Genomic DNA, 12,985 nt, shown 5'->3' on the forward strand with positions numbered 1-12,985 from the left:
GGGGGGGCGTTGAGAAGCCGGGAGGGAGGGCGCGGGGCACGTCGAGGGCCGCTCCGATGAGCCACGGGCCCGCCGAGCCGAGCACGGTCCCACCCACAGGCCCGACGCCACCGGGGCCGGTGCTGCCCGCTGGCCCACCAACCACTGGCGCGCCGTTCGCTGGGGCGGTACCGACGGGGTCGATGCCGCCGGGGGCGCCCGCGCCGTGGCCGGCGCCACCGGGCGGCGACGGCGAGCCCCGGCAGCGACTGCACCCGCTCAGCCCGGTGCTGCACGGCGCCAAGTCCCTGGTCGTGGTGATCGCCGGGCTGTCCTGGTCGACGCTGTCCCGGGTGGGCTTCGGCTGGTTCGCCGCCATGGTGGCGGTGCTCGCGCTGGGCGCCACCGTGCTGTCGGTGATCAGCTGGTACAACACCGGCTACCACGTCGTGGGCCGGGAACTACGGGTGTACGAGGGGCTGCTCTGGCGGCGTACCCGGGCCATCCCGTTGGAACGGTTGCAGGCCGTGGAGGTGGTCCGGCCGCTGCTCGCCCAGCTCACCGGCCTGGCCGAGCTGCGCCTGGAAGTCGTCGGCGGGGGCAAGACCGAGGCGCCACTGGCGTACCTCGGGGTGGCCGACGCGGCCCTGCTGCGCGAGCGTCTGCTGGCGCTGGCCGGGCGGGTGGCGCAGTTACCCACGCCCGGCGACGCGGCGGCCCCGGTGGCCCCGGGCGCGACGACGCCGCAGACGGCCGCGCCGGGCCGGCCACTGCACGCGGTACGCAACCAGAACCTGCTGGTCAGCCAACTGCTCACCCCGCAGGCGTTCCTGCTCCCGTTCGGTGTGGCCTTCGTCGTGGTGCAGTTCCTCACCGCCGGGTCGTGGTCGTTCGTGGCGGTGGCGAGCACCCTGACGGCGATGGCGGGTGTGCTGCTGCAACCGATCCGCCGGGTCCTCGACGACTGGAACTTCCGACTGGCCCGCGACGGCGGCACGCTGCGGGTGCACAACGGCCTGCTGGAGACGCGGGCGCAGACCGTGCCGCTGGACCGGGTGCAGACCGTGCGGGCAACCTGGCCGTTGCTGTGGCGGATGAAGGGCTGGCTGCGGCTGCGGCTGGAGGTGGCCGGTTACTCCGTCGCGGAGGCCGACGACCGCAACCGGCCCGACCGGCTGCTACCGGTCGGCGACCTGCCGACGGCGACGATGATCGTCGCCGAGGTGCTTCCCGGGGTACGCCTCGACGCGCTCCCGCTGAGCCCACCACCGCGCCGGACCCGTTGGCTGCACCCACTGGGCCGTGCCGCGTTCGGCGCGGGGCTGTTCGAGCGGGTGTTCGCCACCCGGTCCGGGCGGCTCACCCGGCAACTGGTGATCGTGCCGTACGCCCGGATCCAGAGCGTGCGGGTGGTCCAGGGGCCCATCCAGCGCCGTCTCGGGTTGGCCACCGTGCACGCGGACACCGCGGGCGGTTCCGGCGCCACCGCCCAGGACCGCGACCTGGCGGAGGCCTGGACCCTGGCAGCCGACCTGACCACGAGAGCCCACCAAGCCCGCACCCAACCCTGACCCCGCCCCCCACCCCCTCCCCCGCGCCCCCGCGCCCCCGCCCACCCGCCCACCCGCCCACCCGCCCACCCGCCCACCCGCGTTGATCATGAAGTTATTGCTCTCCCCCACGGCGTGTCGGGGCAATAACTTCATGATCACCGGGGCGGGACCGGGGCCGGGCCGGGGCCAGGGCCAGGGCTGGGGGTTAGTGGTCGGCGGGGATTGGGGGGTGGGTGGGGGTGGGGTCTGGTTCGCGTGGTGTTGGGGGCTCGGTCTCGTTGGACCGGGGTGCGGCGGGGTCGAGGGGTGCGGCGGGGTCGGTGGGTGCGGCGGGGTCGAGGGGCCCGTCCGGCTTGGCGCGTGGGTGGCGGGCGCGCCACGCCGCCCAGCCGCGCTCCGCCAGACCGACCACCAGGAAGGTCAACCCCACGTACGCCCAGCCGACCAGCACGTCGATCACGTAGTGCTCACCCGAGTAGACCAGGGTGAAGGTCATCGCCAGCGGGTACGCGAACAGCAGCGGCCACCAGCGACGACGGGTGGCGGTCAGGAAGAACAGCACCACGAACAGCGCCCACGCGGTGTGCAGCGACGGCATCGCGGCGACCGGGTTGGAGGCGATCTGGCCGGCGTTGAGGACGTTGCCGGCGCCGTGCATGCCGAACGCCTTCCAACCCCGGGTCGAGATCCGGGCGACCTCGGTGATCAGACCATTCTGCGCCGCCCACCACGGCGGGGCGGCCGGGTAGATGAAGTAGGTGACCAGGCCGGCCGCGCAGAGGAAACCCCAGCGCCGCATGTACGCGGCCCAGCGGTGCCGGTCGCGCAGCCAGAGCACCGCGGCGGCGGTCAGCGCCACCACGAAGTGGGAGAAGTACACCCAGCTCGCCGCGACATCCCACCAGTGCACCTGCGGGTGGTAGAGGTGCTGCTGCAACCAGACGGTGGGGACCTCACCGCCGGTGGCCCAGCCGAACATGAACCGGTCGGCGACGATCAGCTCCATCGCGTGCGGCGTGGCCCCGTTGTCGGCGAACCCGCGCGAGAGGTTGTACACCACGAACAGCAGCACCACCGGCACCCAGTCCCGGGCGAAGCGCAGGTGGCTGCGCCAGGGCCGTTCGCTGTTCCAGGCAATGGTCGCGAGCCAGATCCAGACGAAGGCGTACGCCGGGTCGGTGGGCAGGCCGATGGCCAGCCAGGCGGCGACGAAGGCCACCGCCCAGACGGTCATGGCGACGACGCGCCGACGACCCCCGTCCGGGGACGCGGGCGGGTCGGTCCGGGCGGGGGGCTGGGGGTCAGTCACGACGGCCATCGGGGTCAAGGTTAACGACGGGTACGGCATAGACCGACGGGGACCACCCGTTGGTCGTCGCGGGTGGGTGCGCCCGGATCGCCGGGCGCGTGCTCGACGCGTCCGGCGAACACCTAGGCTGACGACCATGCAGGAGCAGCCCGAGCCGGCCTTCGCGCCGGGTCTGACCGCCCAGGTCGAGTTGACCGTCACCGACGCGGACACCGCCCAGGCGGTCGGTTCCGGGGACGTACCGGTGCTCGGCACTCCCCGGGTGCTGGCGCTGGCCGAGGCGGCCACCGTCGCGGCGACGGCGACCGGGATGCCACCCGGTTCGACGACCGTGGGCACCCGGGTCGAGTTGGAGCACCTGGCGCCGACCGTGGTCGGCCGGACGGTCCGCGCGCAGGCGCTGCTGGCGACCGTCGACGGTCGCCGGCTGTCGTTCGAGGTCACCGTCAGCGACGGTGACCAGACGGTGGCCCGGGGCCGGGTGGACCGGATCCTCGTCGACCGGGGACGCTTCGTCGAGCGCGCCGGGCGGGCGTCGTGAACGCCGGGTTCGTCGAGGTCGCCGACCGGGTGCACGTGCTGGCCGAGCCGCTGCTGCGGGTCAACGTCACCCTGGTCGTCGGCGACGACGAGGCCCTGCTGGTCGACACGCTCTCGTCGGCCGCCCAGGCCACCGAGCTGGCCGCGGCCGTCCGGGCGGTCACCGACCGTCCGTTGACGCTTGTCAACACCCACCACCACTACGACCACTGCTTCGGCAACGCGGTCCTGGCCGGCGACCCACCCCGCCCGGTGTACGCGCACGAACTGGCCGCCACCGCCCTGCGCGAGGAGCCGGAGCGGCTGCGCCGGGAGGCGTACGAGGAGTTGCGCACGGAGCACCCGGCGCTCGCCGCCGAGCTGGCCGACACCCCGCTGCTCGCCCCCACGCACACCGTGCACGTCGAGACGGTCCTCGACCTGGGTGGCCGACGGGTGCTGCTGCGCCACCCGGGGCGGGGGCACACCGAGGCCGACCTGGTGGTGCACGTGCCGGACGCCGACGTGCTGGTCGCCGGCGACCTGGTGGAGCAGAGCGGCCCGCCCGCCTTCGAGGACTCGTACCCGTTGCAGTGGCCGGACGCGGTCGCGGACCTGCTGCGCCTCACCACCGCGCGCACGGTGGTCATCCCGGGCCACGGCGACCCGGTGGACGTCGACTTCGTCCGGGCCCAGCACGCGGAGCTGGCGAAGCTGGCCTGGCTGATTCGGGCCGCGCACACCGGCAGCGCCCCGCCGGAGCGGGTGGCCGCCGAGGCCCCCTTCGGCGCCCGTCCCGCCCTGGTCGCCGCCCACCGCGGCTACCTCGAACTGACCGGGACGGCCTGACCCACCCAGCGCAGCTACACCTGGGTACGCCGCCACTGCTGGTGGGTGCCGGTGACCACACGTCCACTGGGCGAGGCGGGCACCGTCGGTGGTGGCGGCGTTGGGCACCTCGAGGCACTTGCCGCTGCACGCCGACCACCGTCTGGTAACCGCCACCCGCGTCCTGGGTTAGGTGGTGAAGCGGTTGTGCACGGCGGTGCGGGTGGGCATGGCGGTGGCGCCGCCCGGGGATTCGCAGACCAGGCCGGCCACCCGTAGCGCGAAGGCCACCCGCTCGGCCCAGCCGGACGGGCCCTCCGGTTCGCCGTCGACGAGCAGGTCGGCGATCAGCGCGGCCATCACCGAGTCACCCGCGCCGGTGGCGTCGATCGCGTTGACCTTGGGGGCCGGCACCCGGACCGGGTCGGCGTCGGCGGCGGCCAGCACCGCACCGGCCGCGCCGAGCGTCACCACCACCGTGGCCGCCCCCAACTCACGCAGGTACGCCGCCACCCCCTCGACCGGCTCACCGGGATAGAGCAGCACCGCGTCGGCGGCGCTCAGCTTGACCAGGTGCGCACCCGCGGCGAACTCGGCCACCACCTCGCGCAGCCCTTCCAGCGCGGCCGGCCCGGTCAGCAGCCGGGGCCGTACGTTCGGGTCGAAGACCCGCAGGCCGGTGGCGAGCGACCAGGCACGTCGGGCGGCGGCCAGCGTGTCGGGTTGGAGCAGCACGATCGAGCCGCAGTAGAGCAGGTCGGCGCCCTCCAGCAGCGCCAGGTCCAGATCGTCGGGGCCGAGCAGTCCGTAGGAGGCCGGCTCGCCGTAGAAACGGAAGTCCGGCTCCGGCCCGGCGTACGTGACCACCGCGAGCGTGGTCGGCGCCGGCACCGTGATCGCACCGGCCACCCCGACTTCGGCCGCGGTGAGGAAGGCGCGGATGCGGCCGCCGAGCGCGTCGTCACCGAGCGAGCCGACGAACTGTGCCGCGCCGCCGAGTCGGGCCACCCCGACGGCGACGTTGAGCGGCCCGCCGCCGATGGCCTGCCGATAGACCCGCTCCCCGTCGAGCTCGCCGTCGAGCAGGTCGACGAGCGCTTCGCCGAGCACCACCGCGTATCCCATGCCGATCCTCTCGTCGTCGCCACCGGCCGCCGCTCGCCGAGCCGATCGCCGTGGCACCAGGCTGGCACAGCACGGGGCCCGATGGGCGCCGAAGGCCCGGCACCGAGGTGCGACTACCCCGGCTGGTGGATCGGCCCGTCGAGCGCCGCGAGCGGACGGCCGGTGCCGCCCCACCGGGCCGCGACGATCTGCGCGGCCACACTCACGGCGGTCTCCTCCGGGGTACGACCACCGAGATCCAACCCGATCGGGGAGGCGAGCCGGGCGAGCTGCGCCGGACCGAGCCCCGCCTCGCTCAGCAGCTTGTGTCGCTCGTCATGGGTGCGCCGTGAGCCCATCGCGCCGACGTACGCCAGCGGGTGGCGCAGCGCCAACTCCAGCAACGGCACGTCGAACTTCGGGTCGTGGGTGAGCACGCACACCACCGTCCGCTCGTCGAGCCGACCGGCCGCCAACTCCGTCCGCAGGTAGCGGTGCGGCCACTGCACCACCACCTCGTCCGCCTCGGGAAAGCGTCGCGCGGTGGCGAAGACCGGCCGGGCGTCGCAGACGGTGACCCGGTAGCCGAGGAACGCGCCGATCCGGGCCACCGCGGCGGCGAAGTCGATCGCCCCGAAGACGATCATCCGGGGCGGGGTGGCGTACGCGGTCACGAAGAGGCTGACGCCCCCGCCCCGACGCTGCCCGTGGTACCCGTACCGGAGCATCCCGCTGCGTCCGGCGGCGAGCAGCCCGAGGGCGTCGGCGCTGGCGGCGTCGTCGAGCCGGTCGTCGCCGAGCGAGCCGACGGACCGCTGGCCGGTCAGCACCAGCCGCCGGCCAAGCCGCCGGGCCGGGTCGGCTGCCGGGCCGTCGTGGACGCCGGCGGGTGGGGTGTTGGCGGGTGGGCCGTTGGCGTCGGCGGGTGGGGTGTTGGCGGGTGGGTCGTTGGCGTCGGCGGTCACGCAGGTGACGATCGCCGCCGGGTGGCCGCTGCGGCGGGCGGCGGCGACCGCGTCCAGCGCCGGCAGGGCGTCCGCGTCGACCCGCTCCACGAACACGTCGAGGATGCCGCCGCAGGTCAGGCCCACGGTGTACGCGTCGTCGTCGCTGATCCCGTAGCGGCGCAGCTCGGGTTGACCGGTGTCGAGCACACGGCGGGCCCGTTCGTAGAGATCCGCCTCGACACAGCCGCCGGAGACGCTGCCGATGACCGTGCCGTCGGCCGCGACCACCATGGCGGCGCCGGGCGGCTGCGGGGCGGAGTGCCAGGTGGCTACGACGGTGGCCAGCGCGATCGGCTCGCCGTCGCGGCACCGGCGGTGAACCTCGTCGAACACGTCCGGCACCGCGGCCGCCTCTCCGTCCCGCTCCCCGTACGCAGGATATGGGCGTCCGACGGCGACCGGCGGGTCTTCTGATGCATCGAGGAACACCTATTGCGCTGGGCGCGTGCGTCATGGTGGGATGACGCGTACCGGGCGGTGCGAGGGCTGCGGCGCCGCCGGTTGCCGGGTTGGTTAGACGCGAGGGCACCGGTCCAGGACAGGACCGTCGACGGCGCACGTCCACCGGCTGTTGTCCGCCGGCGCACGTCACCGTGCTCGTCGCACCGCTCACGACAGCGGGGCGATCAGGCCACATCCCACCCGATTGCGGCGAGGCGGCTCAGGCAGCGCGCCTCGCGAGTCAGGAGAACCCGTGAATCGTTCCCGTACGGCCGCGTTGCTCACCGCGGCCGTCACCATCGCGCTGGGCGCTGTCGCCCTGGCGTCCAATCCGCAGCCGGCCGCCGCGCACGGTGCGGCGATGACGCCGGGCAGCCGCACCTACTTGTGCTGGCAGGACGGCCGCAGCCAGACCGGTGAGATCAGGCCGAACAACCCCGCGTGCTCCGCCGCCGTGGCGCAGAGCGGGGCGAACTCGCTGTACAACTGGTTCAGCGTGCTGCGCTCCGACGCTGGCGGCCGGACCACCGGCTTCATCCCGGACGGGCAACTGTGCAGCGGCGGCAACACCGGTTTCCGCGGCTACGACCTGCCCCGCACCGACTGGCCGCTGACCCACCTGACCGCCGGGGCGCGGTTGGACTTCAAGTACAGCAACTGGGCGCACCACCCGGGCACGTTCTACTTCTACGTGACGAAGAACAGCTGGAGCCCGACCCGGGCCCTGGCCTGGAGTGACCTGGAGGAGCCGTTCCTGACGGTGACCAACCCGCCGCAGCGCGGCTCGGTCGGCAGCAACGACGGGCACTACTACTTCAGCGGCAACCTGCCGTCGGGTAAGAGTGGCCGGCACATCATCTACTCCCGCTGGGTCCGTTCGGACTCTCAGGAGAACTTCTTCGGCTGCTCCGACGTGACCTTCGACGGCGGCAGCGGCCAGGTCACCGGCGTGGGTCCGGGTGGCACGCCGACCGACCCGCCGCCGACCACCCCGCCGCCCACCGACCCGCCGCCCACCACCCCGCCGCCCACCACCCCGCCGCCGACCACCCCGCCGCCGGCCGGCGGTGACTGCATGGCCGCCTACAAGGTGAGCAGCACCTGGCAGGGCGGCTTCCAGGGCGAGGTCACGATCATGAACCACGGCAGTACGCCGTTCGCCGGCTGGACCGCGAGCTGGACCTGGCCCAACGGGCAGTCGATCAGTCAGATCTGGGGGGCCACCCAGACGTCGTCCGGCTCAACGGTGACGGCGACAAACGTCGCCTACAACGGCACGGTCGCACCAGAAGGCACCGCAACGTTCGGCTTCCTGGCCAGCAGCTCAGGAACCAACGGACTCCCCACAGTCACCTGCGCCCGCCGCTAACCACCACCACCACCCCCTGAAATGATCAAGAGGTTTGCGTCATCCGGAGCGGTTCCGGTGACGCAAACCTCTTGATCAACAGGGTCGGGCAGGTGGGGCAGGGTCGGGCAGGTGGGCAGGGTCAGCGGACCATGGAGCCGACGACCGGCTTCGTGAGCAGCGCGGACTGGTTGCGCTGGATGCCCGGGTCGAGCGTCTTGGCCACGAAGATCGCGTGCCAGATGCAGAAGATCAGCACCGTCCACACCTTGCGGGAGTGGTCGGCCTCCTCCCGCTTGTGCTCGTCGAGCAGCCGCAGCGCGTACGACAGGTCGAGCAGGTCGCCCGCACCCGAGGTGCTGAGCACGTGCCGGGCCCACTCGTACATCTCGCCGCGCAGCCAGACCCGGGTGGGGGTCGGGAAGCCCAGCTTCTTGCGGTTGACGATGGCCGGCGGCACGACACCCTGCAACGCCTGACGCATCGCGTACTTGGTGGCGTCGGAGCGCGGCGGCAGCTTCAGGTCGACCGGGATCTTCGCCGCGACGTCGAAGACCTCACGGTCGAGGAACGGCACCCGCACCTCCAGCGAGTGCGACATCGAGATCCGGTCGGCCTTGACCAGGATGTCGCCGCGCAGCCAGGTGTAGAGGTCGACGTACTGCATCTTGGTGACGTCGTCGAGCTCCGTGCACTCGGCGTAGATCGGGGCGGTGACATCGGTGTAGCGCACCGAGGGGTCGTAGCGGCGCATCAGGTGCTGCTTCTCCTCCTCGGTGAACATCCGGGCGTTGCCGTAGTAACGCTCCTCGATCGGGGTGGTGCCGCGCTCCAGGAAGCTCTTGCCCTTGACCCCCTGCGGGATCGCCTTGGAGACCGCGCGCAGCCCTTTCTGCACACCGCCGGGCAGGCCGTTGACGGTGCCCAGCGACAACGGCTCCCGGTAGATCGTGTAGCCGCCGAAGAACTCGTCCGCGCCCTCACCGGAGAGCACCACAGTGACGTGCTCGGCAGCCTTCTTGGCCACGAAGTAGAGCGGCACCAGCGCCGGGTCGGCCACCGGGTCGTCCAGGTGCCAGACGATCTTCGGCAGCGCGTCGATCATGTCCTGCGGACCGATCTTGGTGGGGATCGTCGTGACGTCGAGGTGCCGGGCCGAGTCCTGGGCGACGTCGATCTCCGAGTAACCCGGCACGTCGTAGCCGACGGTGAAGGTGAGGATGTTCGGGTTGAACTCCCGCGCCAACGCCACCACCGCGGTGGAGTCGATGCCGCTGGACAGGAACGAGCCGACCGGCACGTCGGAGCGCATGTGCATGCGCACGCTCTCCCGCAGCGTCTCGCGGATCTCGTGGTAGAGCTTCTGCTCGTCGTCGACCGGCGCCGGCCGGAACACCGGCCGGTACCACCGGCGTACGTCGATCCGGCCGCCCGGGGTCCAGTTCAGGTACTCCCCGGAGCCGATCCGGCTGATGCCCTTGTGCAGGGTGCCGGGCTCGGGGACGTACTGCAGGGTCAGGTAGTGGCTCAGGTTGGCCGTGTCGACGCCCGCGTCGCCCTGGTAGTTGCTGTGCGCGAACGGCAGCAGCGCCTTCTTCTCCGAAGCCAGGTAGAGGCCGTCGGCGGTCTCCAGGTAGTGCATCGGCTTGATGCCGAAGTAGTCGCGGGCACCGAACGCCCGGCGCTCCTGCCGGTCCCAGATGACGAAGGCGAACATGCCCCGCAGGCGGGTGAGCACCTGCTCACCCCAGAAGTGGTAGCCCGCGACGATCACCTCGCCGTCACCGGCGGTGGCGAACTGGGCGCCGAAGTTTCTGATCAACTCCTCGCGCAGCTCGATGTAGTTGTAGATCTCGCCGTTGAAGGTCAGCAGGTAACGGCCGTTCGCGTAGGGCAGTGGCTCGTGGCTCGACGCGACGTCGATGATGGCCAGCCGCTTGTGGGCGAACACGCCGTCCGCGTACCGGCCGGAGGCGTCCCCGACCACCTCGACCCCGGTCTCGTCGGGGCCGCGGTGGTGCAGGCATTCCAACGCTCCGGCGATGTGGTCGCGATGCGCGGCGGCGTTGCCGTTCGCGCTGAAGAAGGCCAGAAGTCCGCACATGGTGGCCATCTTTCCACGCGCGCTGTCGGCCCTTGCAGCCGTCCGTCGATCCACCCGATCACAGGGGGCGTTACCGCCAACCGGGCGCGCGGTACCGTCGGGACCAGCAACGAAGCGGAGGGAGCGGCGCAATGACCGAGGGACAGACCGACGGTACGCCGACGGACGGTACGGAATCGCACGATCCGGACTTCCCGGAGGCGTTCCTGTCCTTCATGCGGCAGGGTTGGAGCGACACGGCGCTTCCCGTGACGCCCCGCCCGGAGACGCCCAACTACGCCAAGCGGCGGGCGGCCCTCTCGGCGGCCTTCCCCGGCGAGACGCTGGTGATCCCCACCGGCACCGAGAAGGTCCGGGCCAACGACACCGACTACCCGTTCCGGCCGGGCAGCGACTTCGCCTACCTGACCGGCGACCACGACGCCGACAGCGTGCTGGTGCTGCGCCCGAACGGCTCGGGGCACGACGCGACGCTGTACATGCGACCCCGGTCCTCCCGGGAGACCGACGAGTTCTTCCGCAGCCGCAACGGCGAGCTGTGGGTGGGCCGGCGGCACACCCTCAGCGAGAAGTCGACCGAGCTGGGCCTGCCCACCGCCGACCTGACCGGCCTGGAGGCGACGCTCGCCGACCTGGCTCCGGGGCGTACCCGGGTGTTGCGCGGTTTCGACACCCAGGTGGACGCGGCCGTCCGTTCCTACGACGGGCCCCGCGCCGAGGGCCAGCCGGCCCGGGACCGGGAGCTGGCCATCGCCATCTCGGAGATGAAGCTGGTCAAGGACGAGTGGGAGATCGGCCAACTCCAGGACGCGATCGACGCCACCGTACGCGGCTTCGAGGACGTGGCCCGGATCCTGCCGGCCGACCGGGCGGTCTCCGAGCGGCTGTTGGAGGGCGTCTTCGCGCTGCGGGCCCGCCACGACGGCAACGACGTCGGGTACAGCTCGATCGTCGGCGCCGGCGAGCATGCCACGATCCTGCACTGGGTGCACAACCACGGCGCCACCCGACCGGGTGACCTGCTGCTGATGGACATGGGTGTCGAGGGCCGCAACCTCTACACCGCCGACGTGACCCGGGTCCTGCCGGTGAGCGGCCGGTTCACCGCGCTGCAGCGCCAGGTCTACGACATCGTGTACGCCTCACAGCAGGCCGGCATCGACGCCATCCGCCCCGGGGTGAAGTTCAAGGACGTCCACCTGACCTGCATGCGGGTGCTCGCCGAGGGTCTGGCCGAGCTGGGTCTGCTGCCGGTGAGCGTGGACGAGGCGATGGACGAGAAGTCGACCGTCTACCGGCGGTGGACGCTGCACGGCTTCGGCCACATGCTCGGCATCGACGTGCACGACTGCTCCAACGCCCGCAAGGAGACCTACCGCGACGGCGCGCTGGGCGAGGGCTACGTGCTCACCGTCGAGCCCGGTTTGTACTTCCAGCCGGAAGACGAGCTGGTCCCCGCCGAACTGCGCGGCGTTGGCATCCGGATCGAGGACGACGTGCTGGTCACCGCGACCGGCGCGGTGAACCTGTCGGCCGGGCTGCCCCGCACCTCCGACGAGGTGGAGACCTGGCTGGCCGAGCAGCGCGAAGCCGGCCCCCGCCTGCCCAGCTAACCCGCCTGTCTGCCGGGGCTGGCTGATCAAGCCCCGCCCCTGGCCCGCCCAGCCCTTCTTGAGGGCCGGGCGGGCCAGGCTCCCGCACGGCGCTTACCGCGGCATCCGCGACAGCGGGGACGCCAACAAAGCCCGACTTCGCCGCAGGTTGACCTCTGCGCAGGTTGACCTCTGCGCAGGTTGACCTCTGCGCAGGTTGACCTCGCCGCGACGTTGAGGCGCCCGGCCCAGCCCTCATCGACAGGCGCCGACCGGCTTTCCGCCCCACCCAACGTCCTCCGGGCCCACGCGCGCCCGATCCAGCCGCCCTGGCAAAACCCGAGGCCCGCGCCAGCCCACCCGACCCTCACTGAGGGCTGGCGACCAGGCACCCCGGCCTTGATCCACTCGGCTTTCTTGAAGTCGCGCGATCCCGGCCGCTCGGACACCCCGTCATCAAGAAAACCGAGTGGATCATCCCCGAAGGCCACCCTACGGTGTTTGCGCTGCTCAAGCCCTTCCCCCGGCCTGGACCGGTTGACCGCCCTGACCTGGCCTGCGCCGAATGCGTGGTTATCTCGGATAAGTCCGCATCGCGAAGATGGTTCTCATACGGTGACGATCAGTAGCTACAACCCATTTGTAGCCGGTCGTGGCGCCTCGGGCGGTGCGATCCCGTCTGGTAGCAGGAAAGGGCGGAAGGCTCTGATGTCCAACGAGGTAACGAGTACCGACGGCGGGGCCTCGACAGCTCCGCCGACACGGCGAAGGCGGGCGCTCTGGGTCGCCGGCGTGGCCGGGCTGACCGGCGTGGTCGGCCTGGCGGCCCTCGGCGGCGTTGCCGCTCGGAACGACAAACCAAAGGCCGACCAGGTGTCCGACGCGCAGCCGTCGACCAACCGGCAGACCGTCAGCGACGACGGCGGCGCGGACAAGGGCGGCGCCAAGGACGACGGCGGCCAGGACGACGGCGGTCAGGACGACGAGTGGAGCGGCTTCGACGATCGGTCCGGCAAGGATGGCGAGAACGGCAAGGACGACAAGGACCGCAAGGATGGCAAGGACGGCAAGCACGACGAGAAGGACCGCACCAAGCAGGTCCCGTGCGACTCCGACAAGCTGATCCAGGCGATCACCTTCGCCAACAACGAGAACGGCGGCGTGCTGGAGCTGGCCAAGGGCTGCACCTACACCCTGACCC

Annotated in this window: 9 protein-coding genes and 1 pseudogene; 6 read left to right on the top strand and 4 right to left on the bottom strand. The window is 72.0% G+C overall.

Going from position 1 to position 12,985, the window contains the following annotated elements; all coding sequences use genetic code 11:
• Window positions 1–56 precede the first annotated feature (56 nt).
• The gene (locus tag PSH25_RS32650) at window positions 57–1,550 is read left to right on the top strand and encodes a PH domain-containing protein (RefSeq protein WP_372492891.1); all 1,494 of its coding nucleotides are present in this window, start codon (window positions 57–59) and stop codon (window positions 1,548–1,550) included.
• 187 nt (window positions 1,551–1,737) lie between these two features.
• On the opposite strand, the gene PSH25_RS32655 is transcribed toward PSH25_RS32650, so the two are convergent.
• Window positions 1,738–2,850 (bottom strand): phosphatase PAP2 family protein, encoded by a 1,113-nt coding sequence (locus PSH25_RS32655; RefSeq protein WP_238662728.1) that lies wholly within the window; start codon window positions 2,848–2,850, stop codon window positions 1,738–1,740.
• A gap of 127 nt (window positions 2,851–2,977) precedes the next feature.
• Here PSH25_RS32655 and PSH25_RS32660 point away from each other — a divergent pair, with 127 nt between their 5' ends.
• Both PSH25_RS32660 and PSH25_RS32665 read left to right on the top strand, forming a co-directional pair.
• Window positions 2,978–3,382 carry a thioesterase family protein gene (locus PSH25_RS32660; RefSeq protein ID WP_030488289.1) on the top strand — a complete coding sequence of 135 codons (405 nt, stop codon included), beginning with the start codon at window positions 2,978–2,980 and terminating at the stop codon, window positions 3,380–3,382.
• Window positions 3,379–4,209: an MBL fold metallo-hydrolase gene (locus PSH25_RS32665; RefSeq protein ID WP_091403816.1), complete on the top strand. Its 831-nt coding sequence runs from the start codon at window positions 3,379–3,381 to the stop codon at window positions 4,207–4,209. Before PSH25_RS32660 ends, PSH25_RS32665 begins: the two co-directional genes overlap by 4 nt.
• A gap of 168 nt (window positions 4,210–4,377) precedes the next feature.
• Here the strand turns inward: PSH25_RS32665 and PSH25_RS32670 are convergent, their stop codons facing one another.
• The gene (locus PSH25_RS32670) at window positions 4,378–5,313 is read right to left on the bottom strand and encodes a carbohydrate kinase family protein (RefSeq protein ID WP_238662729.1); all 936 of its coding nucleotides are present in this window, start codon (window positions 5,311–5,313) and stop codon (window positions 4,378–4,380) included.
• Between the two features lie 113 nt (window positions 5,314–5,426).
• A complete protein-coding gene (locus PSH25_RS32675) occupies window positions 5,427–6,641 on the bottom strand; it encodes an XdhC family protein (RefSeq protein WP_238662730.1) in 1,215 nt (404 codons plus the stop codon).
• 352 nt (window positions 6,642–6,993) lie between these two features.
• Between PSH25_RS32675 and PSH25_RS32680 the strand changes: the two genes are divergently transcribed.
• Window positions 6,994–8,109, top strand: a complete 1,116-nt coding sequence (locus tag PSH25_RS32680) for a lytic polysaccharide monooxygenase (protein WP_238662731.1) — start codon at window positions 6,994–6,996, stop codon at window positions 8,107–8,109.
• Between the two features lie 121 nt (window positions 8,110–8,230).
• On the opposite strand, the gene asnB is transcribed toward PSH25_RS32680, so the two are convergent.
• On the bottom strand, window positions 8,231–10,192 hold the full coding sequence (asnB, locus tag PSH25_RS32685; RefSeq protein WP_091405235.1) for an asparagine synthase (glutamine-hydrolyzing): 1,962 nt from the start codon (window positions 10,190–10,192) through the stop codon (window positions 8,231–8,233).
• A gap of 131 nt (window positions 10,193–10,323) precedes the next feature.
• Between asnB and PSH25_RS32690 the strand changes: the two genes are divergently transcribed.
• Entirely contained in the window at window positions 10,324–11,805 is a 1,482-nt protein-coding gene (locus PSH25_RS32690; protein ID WP_238662732.1) for an aminopeptidase P family protein, read from the top strand.
• A gap of 687 nt (window positions 11,806–12,492) precedes the next feature.
• Window positions 12,493–12,985: pseudogene (locus PSH25_RS32695) on the top strand (hypothetical protein); the annotation flags it as partial.

Source organism: Micromonospora foliorum, assembly GCF_022229015.1.
GTDB classification, from domain to species: Bacteria; Actinomycetota; Actinomycetes; order Mycobacteriales; family Micromonosporaceae; genus Micromonospora; species Micromonospora foliorum.

Bases quoted from the DNA above. Each gene is read 5' to 3' on its own strand.
- PSH25_RS32650 (WP_372492891.1), top strand. From the start codon at position 57: ATGAGCCACGGGCCCGCCGAGCCGAGCACGGTCCCACCCACAGGCCCG.
- PSH25_RS32655 (WP_238662728.1), bottom strand. From the start codon at position 2,850: ATGGCCGTCGTGACTGACCCCCAGCCCCCCGCCCGGACCGACCCGCCC.
- PSH25_RS32660 (WP_030488289.1), top strand. From the start codon at position 2,978: ATGCAGGAGCAGCCCGAGCCGGCCTTCGCGCCGGGTCTGACCGCCCAG.
- PSH25_RS32670 (WP_238662729.1), bottom strand. From the start codon at position 5,313: ATGGGATACGCGGTGGTGCTCGGCGAAGCGCTCGTCGACCTGCTCGAC.
- asnB (WP_091405235.1), bottom strand. From the start codon at position 10,192: ATGTGCGGACTTCTGGCCTTCTTCAGCGCGAACGGCAACGCCGCCGCG.
- PSH25_RS32690 (WP_238662732.1), top strand. From the start codon at position 10,324: ATGACCGAGGGACAGACCGACGGTACGCCGACGGACGGTACGGAATCG.